Here is a 19050-nt window from a genome sequence, read left to right as displayed (position 1 = left end):
GTTTTCCGGCGCCTACGCGACCGCGGCGACCTCGAGGAGCACGTCGCGGAGGGCTTCTGTCACCGTGTGGCGCGGCGCCCAGCCGAGCGCGCGGAGCTTGCTTGGATCGCCCACGAGGCTCTGGATCTCGGCCGGGCGAAAGCGCTCGGGCACCACCGTGGGCTCCACCGCCAGCCCGAGCAGCGCCCCGAGCTCGTCGACGATGCTGCGGATGGTCCGCCCGGCGCCGCTCGCGATGTTGTACACCTCGCCGGCGATCCCGGAGCGAAGCAGCAGCCGGTACGCCTCCACCACGTCCGTCACGTGGGAGAAATCGCGCACCGGCTCCAGGTTGCCGACCTCGAGCCGCGCGTGCGCTTCGCCGCGGCGAATGGCCTGGAGCTGCCGCGCAAACGAAGGGACCACGAAGTGCGCGGCCTGCCCCGCGCCCAGGTGGTTGAACGGACGCGCGCAGAGGACCTCGACCCCGTAGCTCCGAAAATACTGGCTGCCCGCGAGCTCCGCCGCCAGCTTCGACACGGCGTACGGGCTCACCGGGGCCACCTCGGTTCGCTCGCTGGCCGGGCCCTCGCCCGCCGCGTTGCCGTACACCTCCCCGGACGAAACGAGGAGCACCCGCGCGTTGGGCGCATGCTTTCGCACCGCCTCGAGCAGGTGCACGGTGCCCAGCGCATTGACGGCAAACGCCTTGCCCGGATCGACGTGGCTCTGCGCCACCGAGCTCCACCCCGCCAGGTGGATGATCCCCTCCGGTGCGCCCGCGCGGACCACCCGCGCGACCGCCGCCGCGTCGAGCACATCGAGGGCCTCCAGGCCCTGCGCGCCGGCGCCGCCCGCGGCAGGTGGCGCACCTGGATCGGGCCCGCGCACCTCGAGCACCTCGTCGCCCCCCGCGCGCAGATGCCGCCCGAGGTGCTTCCCTACGAATCCATCTGCACCGGTGACGAGAACGCGCATCGACGTAGCCTCTCCGTGCCTAGTCGCTTTCTTGGGGAGTCTCTCAGAGGCTCGCTTCCGGAAGACGCTTCAACCGTTCGAGGTCGGCGTCGACCATCATGTGCACCAGCTCGCGGAAGCCCACCTTCGGCTGCCAGCCGAGCTTCTTCTTCGCCTTGCTCGGATCTCCGATGAGCAGATCGACCTCCGCCGGCCGGATGAACGCCGGATCGATCGTGACGTGCTCTTTCCAATCGAGCCCCACGCGCGCAAAGGCGATCTCCACCAGCTCTTGAACGGTGTGCGTCTCGTTGGTGGCGATGACGTAGTCGTCCGCCTTCTCCTGCTGCAGCATCAGCCACATGGCCTCGACATAGTCGCCGGCGAAGCCCCAATCCCGGCGCGCGTCGAGGTTGCCGAGGCCCAGCTTTGCAACCGGACCGCGCTCGAGCCCGAGCTTGATGCGCGCCGCGCCGTGGGTGACCTTGCGGGTCACGAACTCCAGCCCGCGGCGGGGGGACTCGTGGTTGAAGAGGATGCCGCTCGAGGCGAAGAGCCCGAACGACTCGCGGTAGTTGATGGTGATGAAGTGGCCGTAGGCCTTGGCCACGCCATACGGCGAGCGCGGGTAGAACGGCGTCTGCTCCGTCTGCGGGGTCTCGAGGACCCGGCCGAACATCTCGGACGACGACGCCTGGTAGAAGCGCGCGCCGGGTGCCGTGTGGCGGATGGCCTCCAGCACTTTGGTGACGCCCAGCGCGGTGAACTCGCCCGTCAGCACCGGCTGATTCCAGCTGGTGGGAACGAACGACTGCGCCGCCAGATTGTAGACCTCCTGCGGATCGATGATGCGCAAGAGCGATGCCAGTGAGAACTGGTCCAGCAGATCGCCCTGATGCAAGGTGATTCGATCCCGAATGTGGGCGATGCGCTCGAATTTTTCTTCGGACGAACGCCGCACCATGCCGTGAACTTCGTAGCCCTTCGCCAGAAGGAACTCGGCCAGGTAGCTGCCGTCTTGACCCGTGATGCCGGTAATGAGTGCCCGTCGCTTCATCGCGTTTGCCTCTATACGCCAGTCCGCCGTTCGAAGGGAGCTTGGCTTCGTAATATCTCCACGGTTCTTTCCAGAGCAAAAAGACGGTCGTAAAGGCCGAGGCCCCGCGCGCCGAGCGCTTTTGCGCGGCCCGGATCGGCGAGCAGCGCGCACGCGCGATCGGCCATTTGACCCATCGCCTCGGCCGTCGCGCCGCGGACGAGCTCCACGGCGAGCTCGTCGCGCCAGATCGACTCCGAGTACGTGCCCTCGTTGGCGACGAGCGGAACGCCCAGCGCGAGGTGCGCCATGGCGGTGGTGCGCCGGCTGGTGATGCCATCGGGGTAGGGCTGGATCGCCACATCGCACGCGGCCAAATGGGCCGCCGCTTCCTCGCCCGGCTGGTGCCCGATGGCGACGATGCGCGATCGCATCGAGGGATGTTTTTTCGACAGCTGCTCGGCAAATTCAATCCCTCGTCCGCCCGCGAGCAAGGCTTTGCACGTGGCATGGCGGGCGAACAACGCGAGCAACGATTGCTCGAGCAGCGGCACGATCACCGAGCCGTAGGTGCCGAAGTGACCGACGATGCCGAACCGTCCACCCTCCGACACGGCCGCGCGAACCTCCGCGATCCGGCTCGGCGAAGGGTCGCGCGGGATGCCCGATGGAACGGGGAGCCATCGCGCGCGCTGCACGCCGGGGACGAAGGCGCGAAGGTATTCGTCCCACGTGGAGGTGGAGACGAAGATCCGATTGGCGCGATAGGCCAGCACGGCGGCCATTGCATGGGTGACCCCCGCGAGCACTTTGTGCCGCAGCGGCTGGCCCCGTTCGAAGGGGTGCGCCACCTCGTGAAACATCACGGAGAAATCTTCGCGACGGCTCGCCAGCGCGAGGCAGAAGGGGAGGTTCAGACCTTTGTAGCCAAACGACTGCGCCACGTATTGAACGAGCAGGCGCTTCTTTGGATCGGGCGCGCCGAGGCCCCGCGCGAGCGCCACCATGCCCTTGGGGCCAAAGCCATCCACCAGCGGATGGAGCACCACGCCCGGATCCTCCACCAACGGCCCGCGCGCGGCGGGCGCCCACACGTGGACCTCGTCGCCCGCCTTGGCCAGCGCGCACGCGAGCTCGCGCGTATAGTCGGAAACGCCACCGCGCATGGGCGGGTACTCGCCCACGACGATATGCCACGAACGCTCGGCCGGGTCGGCCGGCCGTACGCGCGCGCGGGTTCGAGCGGCGCCCTTGGCTTGGCGCAGAGCGCGCTTGGCAAGGCCTCCGAGCCCGCGGGTGTCTCGTTCCTCCGTTGCGTCTAGCCAGCCCAACTTACTCTCTCCATCGCATCGCGCTCGCGGATCACCTCGAGCCCCTTGGATGCGCGTTCACCGCGCCGTGTTCAGCCGCCCAAAAGAATCGACGGACGCCCGCACGGAAACACATGGACGGGCGCGGAGGCTACCACTTTCATGTTGAAGAATGTTAGACGGGGGCGCCATGTTACGTGTCGCCACGGCTCTTTCAGCCATGAGGGCCGCGCTCAGGACCAAGACGGGGCGGCACACGCAGCTGGTCTTCTTCGGTCAAATTGCCACGGCCGCCGCCGGCTTTGGCATCAATGTTCTTTTGCTGCGTTGTTTGAGTGTCGACGAGTACGGACTATTTTCTCTGTTCCTCTCCACGCAGCTGCTCCTCATGGGCTTCATGCACATGGGATGGATCGAGACGTTCGTTCGGTTCGGGGCCAAATTCCTAGGGGCTCCGCAGTTCGACGCGCTCCGCTCGTACCTCCTTCGCAAGACGCTCGTCGCCTCCGCCGGGGTGGGGCTGCTCGCCGCCGCCGCGGGCTCCTTCGTCTCGCAGCACCTGTACCATCGCCCGCCCTTCACGCCTTATTTTCGGGCCGCGGTGCTCACGGGGTTTCTGATGTGCGTCTTCACGTTCTTTCAGAGCGATTACCGCGCGCGCCAGGACTTCAACCGCTATGTCATCACGCAAGTCGGCTCCAACGCGGCCCGACTGCTCTGCGTGGCCGTCGCCATTCCATTGGGCGTCCTCGGGCTCCCGCAGACGGTGGCCATCTACCTCCTGGTGACGGCCGCCTTCATCGGCTTCTGCGTGGTCGATACGCGAACCCGCGGGGGCACCGAGCCGCGCGCGCCCCTGGATCCCGGCTTGATCCGGGAGATGAAGAGCTACAACGGGTGGCTCCTCCTGTCGTTCTTCACGACCAATGTCACGAGCAACATCGACTCGCACGTGCTGGCCTACTACCACGCGAACGAGACGCTCAGCTCCTTCGCCGCCGCGTCGCGCTTGACATTGCCGCTCCAATTCGCGGCCGTGGCGCTCCAGACCACCTTGATGCCCCGGCTCAGCGCGGCCAAAGATCGCAGCGAGTTCGAGTTCTACTTGGGGCGCATGAAGCTGTTCGTCGTGCCGTTCCTGGCCGTCACCTCCCTGGCGTGCTGGCTGGCGCCGCCGGTCCTCATCTGGCTCGCCGGTCCGCACTACGCGGGCATCTCGTCGCTCATCCGGCTGCAGATCGTGTCGAACACCATCATGCTCCTCGTCAACCCCGTGGGCATCGTGGTGTACGCCTGGGGCTGGACCCGTCTTTTGGCGTTTTTGAACCTCGCGCAGCTCGCGGTCGACCTGGCGCTCGATCTCCTGTGGATCCCGCGCTGGGGCGCCGCGGGGGCCGTGGGCGCCACGTTGGTCATGAATGTCTTGGGCCTCGTCGTCATCTACATTGCGCTGTGGTGGGGCATGCGGCGCGAGAAATTCGTCTGAGTCGGCCCGCCGCGGGCCAGTGTGCTAGCTTCCGCCAGGAGCCGAACTTCCATGCCTACCAGCCAACATCATCAACTCACGAAGATCATCGATATCGTCGTCCAGCTCAATCCCATGTCGGTTTTGGACATTGGAGTGGGCTTCGGCAAATACGGCCTCCTCTGCCGCGAGTATTTGGAGCTGTGGGACGGTCGCGAAGACTATCGGAGCTTCACGCGGCGCATCGATGGCGTGGAGGTCTTTCCCGAGTATCTGACCCCCGTGCACAAGTACGTTTACGACGAGGTGTACATCGGGAACGCACTCGACGTGGTGCCCAACAAGCTCGAGCGAACCTACGATCTCGCGCTGCTCATCGACGTGCTCGAGCACTTCGAGAAGAAGGACGGCGAGGCGTTGCTGCGGGCGCTGCTCGCGCGTGCAAAGAACGTGGTCGTGTCCGTCCCCAAGGACATCGGCCACCAGGGAACGACGTTCGAGAACGAGCACGAAGCCCATATCGGGGAGTGGACACCGGATGAGCTTCTGGCCCTCGGATCGGGCTTCAGCGTGGCCGACCGCGCGAGCCACATCGTCTTCCTCGGCACCCCCGACGCCGTCCGGCGCCTGCGTCCGATTTTCAGTCCATCGCCCGTGCGCCGGGCGAAACGCGCGCTCTTCGAGGCCGCCGAACCTGCGAAGGATTTGGTCTCCTCCGTCATGCGCAGGGTGACGGGCCACTCGCACTGATGTAAAACAGTCGGATCTTTGCTTCGTAGGAGCGTGCCATGGGTCTAGGTTCCATCCGTCAAACCGTACTGGTCACAGGTGCCGCCGGGTTCATCGGCTCGCACTTGGTCGATCGTTTGTTGGCAGAGGGTTACGAGGTCGTGGGGCTCGACAACCTCATGACGGGCGATCTGACGAACCTGGAGAACGCCCGGCGCGATCCGCACTTTCACCTGGAGATCGGCGACGTGCGCGAGCCGTTGCCGGCCTACGCCGAGATCATCTTCAACATGGCGTGCCCGGCCTCGCCCGTGCACTACCAGGCGGACCCGTACGCCACGGTGACCACCAGCGCGCTGGGCGCGATCCGGCTGGTCGAGCACACGCGGCGCAGCCGTTGCCGCATCGTGCACGCCAGCACCTCCGAGGTGTACGGCGATCCGCTGGAGCACCCGCAGAAGGAAGAGTACTGGGGCAATGTCAACTGCGCCGGCGAGCGCGCCTGCTACGACGAGGGCAAGCGGGTCGCCGAGACGATTCTCATGGATGCGCGCCGCACCCATGGGGCCGACGTGCGCATCGTTCGCATCTTCAACACCTACGGCCCGCGCATGGCCTTGAACGATGGTCGCGTCGTCTCGAATTTCATCACCCAGGTGCTCGAGGACAAGCCCATCACCCTCTACGGCGACGGATCGCAGACGCGCTCGTTCTGCTACGTGTCCGACCTGCTCGAGGGGCTCTTCGCGGCGGGCACGGTGTCCGAGTTCGATCCGCCCATCAACATCGGCAACCCCAAGGAGTGCACGGTGGCCGAGCTCGCGCAAATCGTCATGAAGGTGTCCGGCAAGAACCTGGAGCTCGTGCGCCATCCGCTGCCGGCCGACGATCCCAAGCGCCGCTGCCCGGATATCACCAAGGCGAAGAAGTACCTCGGCCTTCAGCCCAAGGTGTCGCTCGAGGACGGCATCCGGCGAACGTACGACGACTTCGAGGGCCGCATCGCCCGCCGTCGCTCACGCTAGCCGGGCACGCTAGCCGAGCGCGCTAGCCAAGTACGCTCGCCAAGTACGCTCGCCGGGCGCGCTAGCCCAGGTCGGGTGGGACCGCCCGCGACGAAGAGCTCTCGGGCCCCAGCCCAAACATCGCCAAGATACGGTCCTTCAGCCGGGACGGCCAATCGCTGCGCATGCAAGGCTGCTCGATCGCGCGGAAGTACAGCGCGCTCACGAACAGGATCGCGCCGACGTAAATCGGGAGCTGCACCGCGAGGGTCGTCAGGTACGCGCCGCGCACGGCCAGCCGCGCGGTGACGCGCCCGACGATCGAGATGAGCGGGTAGTGCAGCAGGTAAATCGTGTAGCACATGCCGCCGATGGCGGTGAGCAGGGGCGAGCGGAGGATCGTCCGCACCACGGTCCCGCGAAACGCCGCGATGTAGAGCACGAACGTCACCACCGGGTACGAGAGCTTGGCCAGCGGGGTGTGCTCGGTCAGCGCGCCCAGAAAGCACCAGCCGGCGATCCAAACCACGTCCCACACAGGGTGGGCGCGCGGCGCCTCGCGCCAGTCGACCGTGTAGATATCGGCCAGGACGAGGCCGGCAATGAAGTATTGCAAGTAGTTTACAATCGAGCCGCCCACCCACGCAGGGTCGGCGAAGGGAAAGAGCTGCAGGCACGGGACGGTCACCGCGAGCCAGGCGAAGACGCTCCGGCGCAGCCACGTTTGCCGAATGGCATAAACGCGCGCCAAGAGAGGCACCAGCAGGTAGAACTGCACCTCGACCTCCAGCGACCAGGCCACCGGGTTGACGACACCCTCGGGGCCGTAGATGGGATTGTGGAGATAGAAGATGCTGGCCACCAAGTGCCGCAGCTCCACCGGCCCACCCGATTTGAGCAGGACGATACCGAGGTAGCAGAAGATCAAAGACAGAATATAAGGAGGCTCCAATCGGGTGAGCCGCCGCAAAAAATACGGCTTCAGCCGTACGGGCGACGAGCCGTGCAAATGGTGCTTGGCGAAGGGGAGCCCCAGAATGAATCCGCTGATCACGAAGAAGAACGCGACCCCGAACCCGCCGTGCGCCGTCAGGCGCGCCACCAGCTGGCCGAGCGCATTGGACGGAGCCGTACCGAGCTTTACGCGAGTGTAAATCTCGGCGTGATAGACCACGACCAGCGCGATGGCGATGAAGCGAAGGCCGTCGATCTCGGGAATGAAGCGACCGCCGTTGGTGCGGCGGGAGAATTTTTCCAAGAATGCGTGAAAACGCGATCCGCTTGGCTCTTCGACCGGGTGCCCACTTAGCGTGTTCTCGTGCATATGAGGGTTCTGGAGCGTCGATATAGCACGCCGGCCGGGCCGCGCCGGTCGGTTCGAGGGGTGGATCCCGCCGACGAAACCTTGCTATACAACGGGTCGCGATGATCCCCCGCCGCCGTCGAATGAACTCGAACCATGCGCGCCGTATCCGTGTGCGCGGATGCTCGCCGATGGCGTGAGATGCCGCTTCGCATCCTTTTCTTGAATCCCGGTGCGATCCTCGGCGGCGCCGAGCGCGTGCTCCTCGATTTGATCGCCTCGGTTCGAGCGCTGGCACCCGAGGTGCACGTCGGTCTGGTCGTCGGTGCCCCCGGGCCGCTCGTCGACGCCGTGCGCGCCCACGGCGCCGAGGTGCACGTGGTGCCTCTTCCGGATCGGCTGGCCGGCCTTGGCGACAGCCACCTCGGCTCGGCTTCGCCCTTTGTGCGACTGCGCATGGCCCGCGGCGCCAAGGAGCTCGCGGCCTACGCGTCGCGCCTTCGCAAGGTCATTCGGACATTCGAGCCCAGCGTCATCCATACGCACGGCATCAAGATGCACCTGCTCGCGGCGGCCGTTCGCCCGCGCGCGGTGCCGCTGGTGTGGCACGTCCACGACTTCCTCGGCGCCCGCCCCGTCTCCGCGCGCTTCTTTCGCCTTGGCCAGCGCCGGGCCGATCTGGCGATCGCCAACTCGCGCGCGGTGGCCGAGGACACGCGAAAGCTCGCGCCCGAGCTCGAGGTGCGCGTCATGTACAACGGCATCGACGAGGCCACGTTTTCCCCCGACGGTCCTCGCGCGCCGCTCGATGCATGGGCCGGCATGGAGCCGCTCGACCGGCTCGGCCCCGGCGCGCTTCGGGTCGGGCTCATTGCCACGTACGCGCGCTGGAAGGGGCACGAGGTTTTTCTCGACGCCATCGCGCGGCTCGCGGAGCGCACCGACCTTCCGCCCATCCGCTTTTACATCATTGGCGGCCCCGTATATGCCACCGGCAACCACGGGCAATATTCGAACGAGGAGCTTCGCGCGCTCGCCGAGGCGCGGGGCATTGCATCGCGCGTGGCCTTCGTTCCATTCCAGGAGCATCCCCAGAGCGTCTATCGCGCGCTCGATATGGTCGTGCACGCGAGCACGCGTCCCGAGCCATTTGGAATGATCATCGTCGAGGCCATGGCCACGGCACGCCCCGTGATTGTCAGCCATGCGGGCGGTGCGGCCGAGCTTTATCGGGACGGCGTCGATGGCGTCGGCGCACCACCGGGGGATGCGGCGCGCTTGGCGGAGAGCATCGCGCGCCTCGCCGAAGATGCGTCGTTGCGGCAAAAGCTCGGCCAGGCCGCGCGCCTTACGGCAGAGTCTCGTTTTTCACGTGAGCGCCTGGGTGCCGAGCTGCTGGCGATCTATTCGGATCTGTTCACCCGTTACGGCTCGGTGACGGGTTTGAAAAGACCCCGCCTCACAAAGATTTTCCAATGAATGGTCGTGAAGCACCGCGCCACCAACAGCGAGCGGTGTGGTAGGTTCCCAGGCCGTCACGCTGTATCACCCTTGCGGACCAACGGATGTTCAGCGCACTCCTTGCTTTTTTCCTCGCGACCATTGTCGCAGCCCTGCTCACTCCGCTGGTGAGACGCCTGGCCCTCGCGGTCGGTGCGGTCGACGAACCAACGGCACGCCGAGTGCACACCCGCCGCATCCCGCGGCTGGGGGGAATGGCCATCGTGCTGGGATTTTTCGTCCCACTGGTGGCTCTTTATGCGCTGGACACCCAGAGTGCGCGCATCTTGTTCTTGCAGCCCCGGATCGTGGGGGGCTTGGTCGTGGGGTCGCTCATCATCGCGGGCCTTGGCCTTTGCGATGACATCATCGGCGTGGCGGCCAAGTGGAAGCTGGCTCTTCAGATGGCCGCGGCGGCCCTGGCCTATGCGAGCGGTCTGCGCATCGAGATGATGGATCTGCCCTGGATCGGGGTCATCTCGTTCGGGTGGATGGCATTTCCGCTCACCGTCCTTTGGTTCTGCGGCATCGTGAACGCGCTCAACCTGATCGACGGGCTCGATGGGCTGGCGGCGGGCGTCGCGTTCTTTGCGTGCGTCACCAATGTGACCGTCGCCTTCATGGGCGGCAACGTATCGATCGCGCTTCTCTCCGTGGCCTTGGGCGGCGCCATCTTCGGGTTCCTCTTCTACAACTTCAACCCGGCCAAGATTTTCATGGGCGATTCGGGGAGCATGTTCCTCGGCTTTGCCCTCGCGGCCATTTCACTGCTGGGGGCGGGGACGCAAAAGACGCCGACCCTCATCGCCATCGTGGTGCCGCTCATCGCGCTGGGGCTGCCCATCATGGACATGCTCTTCGCGATCGTGCGGCGCTTCGTGCTGCGCCGCTCGATCTTCGTGGCCGATCGCGGGCACATCCACCACCGCCTGCTCGATCTCGGGCTCACGCACCGGCGGGCGGTGCTCGTCCTCTACGCGATCAGCGGCTCGTTCACGGTGCTGGCGCTGCTCGTTCACTTCGGGCGCTCGTGGCAAATCGGCGTCGCCATGCTGGTTCTGACCACCGTCGTTTTTGGCGCCGTCCGCTTCGTGGGCACCATCAACGCGCGCATGGCCTCGCAGCTCCGCGTCGATCCCCTGGTCGAGCGGCTGCGCCGCGCCGTGCCCGACATCCTGGTGCGCATCGGCCATACGAACCTCGACGAGCTGCCCAAGGTGCTCCAGCGGTTCGCCGAGGAGTACGGGATGCTCGCGGTGGAGGTGCGCTCGACCTCGGGCGCGCGCATGCCGGGCTTTCGATGGGAGACCACGGCGCACGCAGGGCTTCGCGAGGCGGCCTCCACGAAGTTCGGCTTGATCGACGCCACGTCGGCGTCCGTCGAGCTGGAGTTCTATGTGGACAGCGCCGATGGGGTGGTGGGGCCGCAGACGGAGATCCTGCTCCAGCTCGTGGCCGACGCCATCGAGGTTCGCCTGCAGCGAACGGCGCGGGCGCGGGCCGCTACGGCGTCGGGGCGACTGCGAACCGTTTCGTAGCTCGCGGTTCGTTCGTAAGCGCGAGGTTCGTAGGTCCTCGAAACAGCTGCGCCGGCGAGCGCCGGCGCAACGTGCTGCAGATGTGCGAAGTGGCGCGGCTTATTCGCTGCGGACGCCGACGCCTTCGTAGTGGAAGCCCTGGCCGCGCAGCCCGTAGGTGGACCAGATGTTTCGTCCATCGAGGAGCAGGGGCCTCTTCATGAGCGACTTCAGCTTGTCGAAGTCGGGGTTCTGGTACTGGCGCCACTCGGTGAGGAGCACCAGGGCATCGGCCCCGCGCGCGGCCTCGTAGGCGTCCTCGACCAGCTGCACGCGGTCACCGTAGATCTCGCGGATCTTCGGCATGCCCTCGGGATCGTGGGCGACGATCTGGGCGCCCTCGGTGAGCAGCACGTCGATGAGGGTGAGGGCGGCCGACTCGCGCACGTCGTCGGTGCGCGGCTTGAAGGTGAGCCCCCAGATGGCCACGCGCTTGCCGCGGATGTCGCCATCCATGTGCGTCTTGAGCTTGCGCGGGAGCAGCCCCTTCTGCCGCTCGTTCACGCGGTGCGTGGAGACGGCGAGATCGATCTCCACCCCGTGCTCGCGCCCCGTTTGCACGAGCGCCTGCACGTCCTTCGGGAAGCACGAGCCGCCGTAGCCGGGGCCCGCGTAGAGGAACTTGGGCCCGATGCGCACGTCGCTGCCGACGCCATGGCGGACCTCGTGGATGTCGGCGCCGACCTTCTCGCACAGGGTGGCGACCTCGTTGATGAACGAGATGCGCATGGCGAGCATGGTGTTCGACACGTACTTGGTGAGCTCGGCGCTGGCCGGCGCCATCCAGATGATGCGGTCCTTGTCGAGGCACACCGGGTGATAGAGGCGCGCCATGATGTCGCGCGCGAACGTATCGTCCGAGTCACACCCGAGCACCACGCGATCGGGGCGGAGGAAGTCGTTGACCGCCTCGCCCTCCTTGAGAAACTCCGGGTTCGACACGACGTGAATCGGGTGCGCGGCCTTGGCCACGATGCGCCGCGCGCGGGCGTTGGTGCCGACGGGGACGGTGCTCTTGAGCACCAGGATCGTCTCCTGCTTCACGTTGGCGGCCACCGTCTCGGCGACCTTGTCGACGGCGCTCAGATCGGCGCCGCCATCGCTGCGCGGCGGGGTGCCCACGCCCACGAAGACGACCTGCGCGGACGCGACCGAGGCGGCCGTATCGTCCGAGAACGTGAGGCGGCCCGCTTTCACGTTGCGCGCGATGAGCTCATCGAGGCCCGGCTCGAAGATGGGAACCTCGCCCTGACGCAGCCGCTCGACCTTCGCCTTATCGATATCGACACATACGACATCGTTTCCCATCTCGGCGAATCCGGCGCCGCTCACGAGCCCCACATAGCCCGTTCCCACCATGCAAATACGCATCGAAAAGCGTCCTTTCAGAAGAGTACAGCCCGTTTTCCTACAATGGCCCCGCCTGGACCGCAAGCCGTAGACCCCGGCTCGGTCCGCTGCCGCCGTATCCTTTCGGCAGGCGCGCTCGCCACGGATGTGCCCCGCCCGCGAAGAGTGGAGTAAACGAACGATTCCAAGCGCTTCCTCAGTGGCCCGCCGATGCGCTCCCGTTCAAACCCGTCTCAGCTCTTGGTCGGATCCGCACGGGTCGCTCATGACTCCGCACCGAGGCTGGTCATGACTCCGGCACCGCCGCCGGTCGACACTCCGCATCGAGGCCGATATGGCGACGAGCGGCAACCCTTCACCTGCCCGCGAGCGCTCGAACCTTGCCCTCCACCGCCCACGCCAGCGTCACGCCCACCGCCGTGAGCTGCGACGATGCCCGGTCCGAGGCCGCGCGCACCAACGCGCGCGTCACCAAGCGCCGCAGCGGCCCCTCGAGCGAGCCCGGATCGATCAAAGCCCGCCGCATCATCGCGCGGTAGCGCGCCCTCGGCGCGTCGTCGAGCGCGGTCCTGACGCGCGCCCAGCCCTCGTGCCCGCGCGTGGTCGCGAGCCAATCGGCGACGAGCCATACGAGCGCCGCCACCCCGCTCGCGCGCGCCAGCTGGGCGAACCGCCATGGGTCGAAATCGTCCCGCGCGCCGGCGAGCTCGAGATCGCGGACGGCCCAGGGGAAGGCCTCCACCAGCTTGTCTTTGTAGGCGTTGATGGCGAGGAGCAGCACGTGATCGTGGAGCTCCGGCTCCAAGTGGGGAAAGCCGTAAGGATCCTCGCACGCGATCGCGCGCCCCAACAGGGTTTCGACCTGCAAGTCGCATAAGCCGCGCGGCCCGATATGCGCCTCGAATTCGACCATGAGCCCGTCGACGCCGAACGCCAGATTGTGCGCGGCGCGCGACACCTCCAGGACCTGGAATCCCGCGTCGGTGCCGGCTTGCAGGAGGGGACCGAGATCGCGCGGTCGAACGCGAAGGTCGATGTCGTGAATGGGACGATCGCTGGGGTCGCGATAGAGCCGGTGGGCCGTGAGCACGCCTTTTACCGGCAGCGCCTTTATGCCCGCCACACTGCACACTTCCAGTACGCGACGAAGCACGCCGCGGGCGTGGTGGTGTTTCGACCATACGGCCGCGCGTTCGGCTACGTCGGGGCGCATGGCGGGGGCTCGCGTTGGTGGGTCGCTACCATGGCACGTGTGCGTGGCGTGTGTGTAATGTGGGTGCAATTTCGCAGCCGAGGCTCCGACAGGAGAGCGAAATGCTTCGAACTGAGGTAGCTAATTAAACCATAAGCCGATGAAACAAGACGAGAACGGCCGCAAGCTCGAGTCCCCGACGGCCCTCGCGCGGTCGGACGAAAGCCCGCTCGAGCTCGCCGAAGAAGAAGTGGACGAGACGGATCCGAGCTTTCCTGCGCGCTGGGGCGAGCGCGCGCCGGGCTCGACGCGAGGCTCGTTGAATGTTTCCGGTGCGCCGCGCATCGACCGAACGAATCCCAATTTTCTGATCGGCGAAACCGTGGCAAACGTCAAACCCGAAGAGCGCTCGGTGGAGGTCTCCGTGGAGATCTCGCCCCCGAGCGAGCAGCCCGAGTCCAAGATCGTCTCGTCGACCCCGTCGAAGTCGTCCGCCAAGAGCCCGAAGGATGCCGTCACGCAAGACATGCCCGCCGCCCTCGCGCGCGAAGAAGCCGTTCGCTCCGCGCAGCGCGAGCTCGACTCGAACCTCTTGCTCGCGGGCATCGCACCGGCGATGGCCCCCGACGAATCGGGGTTTCGGCAGCGCGTGAAAGAGGAAGAATCCCGCAACCACCACAACGACACCAACGACTCGATCGACGAGTTGATTGACGGTCTGCCGTTCGAAGCCTCGCTCCCGCGAAAGAAGTCCGAGCGCCGGCGGCAAAAAGACGAAGCCGAGCGCCCGAGGCGCGCGCCGCTCCCTTCGCTCACCGGCCAAGGCCCCGTCCACACCGGAACGGGCGACGTGCAAGAGGCGCTGCGCGCCGCGAAGTCCAAGCCACCGCGCACCGGCTCGTTGGTCCCCGCGGGCCTCGCGCGCAACCGCACGCCGCTCCTGGGCGGCTTGATGGTCCTGACGTGCCTGCTTCTCGGCGCCTTCTTCGTGGCGCGATCCACGCAGGCCCCTCCGAGCGCCCCCAAGTCCGCGTCCGTCGCCGCATCGCCGGCGCCGTCGTCGTCACCCGCGGCGCCGGTCGTCACCGCCGCCGCGGGCGCGGTGGCAACGGGCGGTGCGCACTCCGCGCAGGCGGGTGCCGCTGCGGCCGCGGCCGACGAGACATCGCAAGCCATCACCTCGACCCCCACGGTGGTGATGCCGGCTGCCCCGGACCCCGCCACGTCCACCAAGGCCTCGTTGACGGTGCGACCGCGTCCCGGCGCCGCGCGCACGCGCCCGCGCAACGCCGAGGATACGTCGGGCCTCGAGGCGAACCCGCTCGACGATGGTCCGCGTCCATCGAAGGCGAGCAAACCGGCGGAGCCCACGCCCGCGCCCTCCGCCTCACCTTCGCCTTCGGCGGAGGACAAGCTTCTGACGGGCCACTGACGATATCCCCGACGGCTCACCCCGCCGCAGGGGCCGGGCAGACCCCCCGAGCGACGGACCGCCGGGAAAGATTTCGATCGATCCGGGGTGGCCAGATCCATCAAGATGGCGACCGTGCGTCGTCCTCCCTCGCGTCCCACGTCGTTGCTTACCGCCCTCGCGGGCCTGCTTCTTTTCCCTTCGATCGCGTCGGCGCAAAGCCCTACCACGGACCTTGCTAGCCCTGCCGCCCTGCGCGAAGCCGAGCAGCGGTTCGAGGAGGGCAAAGCCCTCTTCGGCCAGCGCCGCTTCAGCGAAGCCCACCTGAAGTTCTCTCAAGCCTGCGCCGTCCACCGCACCATCAACTGCCCGAAGAACCTGGGCCTCGTGGAGTTCGAGCTCGGCCGCTTCGTCGACTCCGCGACCCACCTGCGCGAGTTTCTGCAGAGCGTCCGCGCCTCGGGGCCTGCCGCCGCGGGCATGGACGCCGATCAGGTGGCCCAAGTTCAAAAGAAGTACACGGAGGCCTTCGTCCGCTGCGGGCACATCGAGGTGAGCGCCCCGGCCGGCGCCCGTCTCTTCATCGAAGGCCGCGCGATCGGCACCGCGCCCTTCACCGACACCATCGACGTCCCGGCGGGCGAGCACACCCTCGAGGCCTACACCGACCACGGGATCATGCGTCAAACCGTCAAGGTCGGTCCTGGCGAGGTGGCCCCCGTCCGCTTTGGCGCCTCCGACCCGGTCGCGGGCGGCGAAGGCAAGCGCCAAGGTCCTCCTCCGGATCAACCGGGATCGTCCAGCGCACGAACCATCACCCTGGTCTCGATGTACGGCGTGGCCTTGATCGGCGCCGGCATCGGCGTGGGCCTCCTCGTCCACGGCGAAGCGCGCAGCAGCGACGCCGACAACATCCGCAGCGGCAGGGACTTCCCCCCTGGCGGCTCCAGCGCCTGCACGGGCATCAGCAGCGACCCCTGCGCCCAGCTTCGCTCGCTGGCCGACACCTACGACAACGATCGCAAGTGGGCCACCGTCTCCTTCATTGGCGCGGGCGTCGTCGCCGCAGCCGCGACCACCGTCTTCTTCTTGTGGCGTCCGCCCCCGCGCGAAGATCCCTCGCGCACCCGCTCATCCGAGCGCACGACGGGGCGCGTCGTGCCCCTCGTGTCCCCGGGCATGGGCGGTGTCGGTTACGTCGGTAGCTTTTGAGTACGAGGAACGGAGAGGCTTATGCGAACGTGGCTGTGCGCAGCACTGATCACCCATGCGGTATTGGGAACCGCGATTCTAGCCCAGGGCTGCGGCTCCTCGGATTGTGCCTTCACGGCCACCTGCGGCGAGCCCTTCGACGCCGGCGGCGACGCCTCCGTGACGTGGCCCCAGGGTTGTGCCCCGAACACGAAGCCAAAGGAGAAGAAGCCGGAATGCATTTCGGACACGATTGGCATCTTCGTGTCATCCGCAAAGGGCCATGACGACACCGGCAACGGCTCGAAAGACAATCCGTTCAAAACGGTGAAGCGCGGTATCGAGGCGCTGACGAAACAGCGATTCCGTCTGCACGTATGCGCGGGCGAGTACGGCGAAAAATTGGAGCTGACCGCGTCGCAGAGCGGGTTCGAGCTCTATGGCGGGTTCGTTTGTGACGGGTGGGGCTACACCGGCGAGCGCGCGAAGATTTTGGGTGGGGCGGGGGGCACGGCCCTGAGCTTGAATGGGGTGAATCGGCTGACGGTGGAGGATTTGGAGCTGTCGTCGCAGGACGCGGCGGATCCAGGGGTATCGAGCGTTGCGGTGTTCGTGAATGCGAGCACGGATGTGCGGTTCGAGAGGGTGAAGTTTGTTGCGGGCAAGGGGGCGAACGGGGCGAATGGGACGCTCGTGCCGTTTCCACCGTTGTCCTCCGGCGAGCTTCAAGGCAAGGGCGGCACCGCCGCAGCCGGTGGCGAGCCAAGGACGGTGAGCTGCCAGGATGGCCTGACGAGCACCGGCGGGAAGGGTGGCGATCGCGATGGGGACGGCGCTCGTGGTCTCCCGATCATCGCGGGTAGCCCCGGCGCGGGTGCGGCGGGAACAGCTGCAACGTGCAAGGGCGGTGCGAGTGGTGGCAACGGAGCGAACGGTCTTGCCGGCGACAACGCGCCACGCATTTCATCGGTCGGAACGCTTGCTACGTCGGGTTGGAGCGGACAATCCGGAGGCAAGGGGCAGCACGGTTCACCGGGCCAGGGCGGTGGTGGTGGCGGCGGTGGCACGACTGGCACCGGAGGCGGTGGCGGCGCCGGTGCATGCGGCGGAACGGGAGGCCCCGGCGGCCAAGCGGGAGGCTCGAGCATCGCGTTGGCTTCGTATCAGTCTTCCGTGACCCTCGTTGGCAGTGAGCTAATTGTCGCAAATGGTGGCGCCGGGGGTAAAGGCGCGGCCGGACAACATCTCGGGGTGTCAACCGGCGGCAATCGCGGAGTCGCCGACCCGAGCGGCAATGGTTGCAATGGTGGAAGCGGCGGTGGCGGGGGAGACGGCGGCGGTGGGGCCGGTGGGGCGGGCGGTCTTTCCGTCGATGTCGTTTGGAAGGAAGGCCGGCCAACGTTGGATGATGCGACGCGGGGGCAGGCCAGGTTTGGGACTGCCGGCGCGCTCGGGCCAGGTGGCGCTGGGAATGACGGTGTGGCAGGGGTGGCGCAGGCCGAGTTGCAGGTGCAGTAGCGGCTATGAAGGAAGGGGAGGCGGGCGGTGGGAGTCGCCGGGCCCCTTCTGCATTCCGCTTTCCGCCGAGCTCCAAGGGGCGCTCTTTTATCGTTATTCCATGTCGCGTTCCATGGAGGCATCAAGCGCGCATTCGATGACGAGTAAGCGATGAACCCGCAACGCACCTTGATCCTGCTCCTGGCCTTGATCACCCTCGCGTGCAGCAGCAGCCCCACGCCCGTGCGGCCGCGCGACTACGGCGAGTCTTACAACGCGCGCGGGCTCACGCGGCCCATACGGATCTCGGGCACGGATCCAACCTTCTCGCGCGAGGACGGCAGCCCCTGCATTGCGCCAGGCAGCTCCGGTATCGTCAGCTTTCACTGCACGCTCGACGTCGACGGCAACGTCTCGGGGTGCATCCCTATCACCCCGCCCATCGTGGGGTGCGAGCAAGCCACCGTCGAAGCCGTGAAGGTGCTGGAGAACCATCACTACCATCCGGTGCTCATGAACGGCCGTCCCGTGAAGACCGGCTATACGTTTACGTTTCATATCGTTGGAGACGGAGTGCGCGCTGCTCCCGTTCACCCGCTGCCTGCACCGAGCGAGGAGACGAAGACGTCCCCTCGCGAATCACGGTAAACGCGTCACTGTGCGCGCTCCGGACCTTGGGAGTAGGCCCGGAGCACAGGTGTCAGCGAGAGAAGAATGAAGAAATGCTGCCTCCCCTGCGCCTCGCTTCGCTCGGCTTGCCCCCTCCAACTCGGGTGCTCGTGCCAACCTCCGCACGTGTCTCATTGCACGCACCGTCGGTTGTCACTCCGCGCCCTCGGGAGAGGGCACCTTGCGCACATCATCACAACTTGGCGATCGCATATGATACACCGAGTTTACCGTTGTCTGTTCCCGTCTTGCCCGCTAGCGAAGGCTGTGACGCCAGCACCGCGGCACCACCTGTACCCGGCCGGCCGCCAGCGGCAGCGGATCCTGAGACGGTAAAACCTTTGTAGGTTGGTGCATCGGGCACCAGTGTTCCATCTAGGGTAGGTGGTGTGTCGATCCAAAGGATGCCGATGGAAATTCCGCCTGCGCCGCCGCCGCCGCCGCCGCCGGAGCCTCCTGCCCCGCCTTTGCCGCCGTTGCAGGCAGAAGAGCTGCTGTTTCCTCCGCCATTTCCACCAGACTGCCCGATTTGTCCCACGCCACCGTTTCCGCCGCGGCCGGCCTCTTTTGCTGTGAACGTGCTCATTTGGATCGTCACTTGTGCATTCACCAATCCGAGCGCGATGCTCGCGCCCCCCCCGGCGCCGCCCGCGCCGCCTGCTCCGGGGCATCCTCCAGGGGCGCCACCACCGCCGCCCCCGTACTCGTCGGTGCTCGCTCCACCACCACCGCCCTGCCCAACGCCTCCCAGCTTGCCGGGGTCTCCCGAAGCCGACGCAAAGCCCACGTCGCTCATGGTGCCGAACGTTGTCGCGCTTGCCCCGAAAGCACCGCCAGGAGCATGCGACCCAGATAATCCACCTGTTGACTGGGAACATTG

Annotated in this window: 16 protein-coding genes; 9 read left to right on the top strand and 7 right to left on the bottom strand. The window is 66.7% G+C overall.

Going from position 1 to position 19050, the window contains the following annotated elements:
- Positions 1–12 precede the first annotated feature (12 nt).
- From LZC94_28025 to LZC94_28015, 3 genes are read right to left on the bottom strand one after another with little or no spacing between them, the layout of a single operon-like run.
- Positions 13–957 (bottom strand): GDP-mannose 4,6-dehydratase, encoded by a 945-nt coding sequence (locus LZC94_28025; GenBank protein ID WXB11694.1) that lies wholly within the window; start codon positions 955–957, stop codon positions 13–15.
- 43 nt (positions 958–1000) lie between these two features.
- Positions 1001–1993 carry a GDP-mannose 4,6-dehydratase gene (gene gmd / locus LZC94_28020; GenBank protein ID WXB11693.1) on the bottom strand — a complete coding sequence of 331 codons (993 nt, stop codon included), beginning with the start codon at positions 1991–1993 and terminating at the stop codon, positions 1001–1003.
- A gap of 11 nt (positions 1994–2004) precedes the next feature.
- On the bottom strand, positions 2005–3303 hold the full coding sequence (locus tag LZC94_28015) for a glycosyltransferase family 4 protein (GenBank protein ID WXB11692.1): 1299 nt from the start codon (positions 3301–3303) through the stop codon (positions 2005–2007).
- Between the two features lie 199 nt (positions 3304–3502).
- Here LZC94_28015 and LZC94_28010 point away from each other — a divergent pair, with 199 nt between their 5' ends.
- Genes LZC94_28010 through LZC94_28000 form a run of 3 tightly spaced genes read left to right on the top strand, consistent with a single transcriptional unit; the run spans position 3503 to position 6501 of the window.
- The gene (locus LZC94_28010; GenBank protein WXB11691.1) at positions 3503–4768 is read left to right on the top strand and encodes an oligosaccharide flippase family protein; all 1266 of its coding nucleotides are present in this window, start codon (positions 3503–3505) and stop codon (positions 4766–4768) included.
- Between the two features lie 51 nt (positions 4769–4819).
- A complete protein-coding gene (locus LZC94_28005) occupies positions 4820–5497 on the top strand; it encodes a hypothetical protein (protein ID WXB11690.1) in 678 nt (225 codons plus the stop codon).
- A 38-nt stretch (positions 5498–5535) separates the two neighbouring features.
- Positions 5536–6501 carry an SDR family oxidoreductase gene (locus LZC94_28000; protein WXB11689.1) on the top strand — a complete coding sequence of 322 codons (966 nt, stop codon included), beginning with the start codon at positions 5536–5538 and terminating at the stop codon, positions 6499–6501.
- 61 nt (positions 6502–6562) lie between these two features.
- Here the strand turns inward: LZC94_28000 and LZC94_27995 are convergent, their stop codons facing one another.
- Positions 6563–7738: an acyltransferase gene (locus LZC94_27995; protein ID WXB11688.1), complete on the bottom strand. Its 1176-nt coding sequence runs from the start codon at positions 7736–7738 to the stop codon at positions 6563–6565.
- 246 nt (positions 7739–7984) lie between these two features.
- On the opposite strand from LZC94_27995, the gene LZC94_27990 reads away from it, so the two are divergent.
- Complete coding sequence (locus LZC94_27990) at positions 7985–9262, top strand: glycosyltransferase family 4 protein (protein ID WXB11687.1); 1278 nt, start codon at positions 7985–7987, stop codon at positions 9260–9262.
- A gap of 149 nt (positions 9263–9411) precedes the next feature.
- Entirely contained in the window at positions 9412–10821 is a 1410-nt protein-coding gene (locus LZC94_27985) for an undecaprenyl/decaprenyl-phosphate alpha-N-acetylglucosaminyl 1-phosphate transferase (GenBank protein ID WXB11686.1), read from the top strand.
- A gap of 99 nt (positions 10822–10920) precedes the next feature.
- On the opposite strand, the gene LZC94_27980 is transcribed toward LZC94_27985, so the two are convergent.
- Both LZC94_27980 and LZC94_27975 read right to left on the bottom strand, forming a co-directional pair.
- Positions 10921–12231 carry a UDP-glucose/GDP-mannose dehydrogenase family protein gene (locus LZC94_27980; protein WXB11685.1) on the bottom strand — a complete coding sequence of 437 codons (1311 nt, stop codon included), beginning with the start codon at positions 12229–12231 and terminating at the stop codon, positions 10921–10923.
- Between the two features lie 334 nt (positions 12232–12565).
- Positions 12566–13423, bottom strand: a complete 858-nt coding sequence (locus LZC94_27975; GenBank protein WXB11684.1) for a nucleotidyltransferase family protein — start codon at positions 13421–13423, stop codon at positions 12566–12568.
- Positions 13424–13562: 139 nt separating this feature from the next.
- Between LZC94_27975 and LZC94_27970 the strand changes: the two genes are divergently transcribed.
- From LZC94_27970 to LZC94_27955, 4 genes are all read left to right on the top strand, one after another.
- A complete protein-coding gene (locus tag LZC94_27970; protein ID WXB11683.1) occupies positions 13563–14834 on the top strand; it encodes a hypothetical protein in 1272 nt (423 codons plus the stop codon).
- 114 nt (positions 14835–14948) lie between these two features.
- A complete protein-coding gene (locus LZC94_27965) occupies positions 14949–16025 on the top strand; it encodes a hypothetical protein (GenBank protein WXB11682.1) in 1077 nt (358 codons plus the stop codon).
- Positions 16026–16046: 21 nt separating this feature from the next.
- On the top strand, positions 16047–17522 hold the full coding sequence (locus LZC94_27960; protein WXB20378.1) for a hypothetical protein: 1476 nt from the start codon (positions 16047–16049) through the stop codon (positions 17520–17522).
- Between the two features lie 150 nt (positions 17523–17672).
- A complete protein-coding gene (locus LZC94_27955; GenBank protein ID WXB11681.1) occupies positions 17673–18149 on the top strand; it encodes an energy transducer TonB in 477 nt (158 codons plus the stop codon).
- Positions 18150–18363: 214 nt separating this feature from the next.
- Here LZC94_27955 and LZC94_27950 read toward each other — a convergent pair whose 3' ends face one another.
- A complete protein-coding gene (locus tag LZC94_27950) occupies positions 18364–18756 on the bottom strand; it encodes a hypothetical protein (protein WXB11680.1) in 393 nt (130 codons plus the stop codon).
- Between the last annotated feature and the right edge of the window lie 294 nt (positions 18757–19050).

It is taken from the genome of Sorangiineae bacterium MSr11954 (genome assembly GCA_037157815.1).
Lineage (GTDB): Bacteria > Myxococcota_A > Polyangia > Polyangiales > Polyangiaceae > Pendulispora > Pendulispora albinea.
The sequence above is the reverse complement of the archived record's forward strand: the minus strand, read 5'-3'. Positions and strand labels throughout refer to the sequence as shown.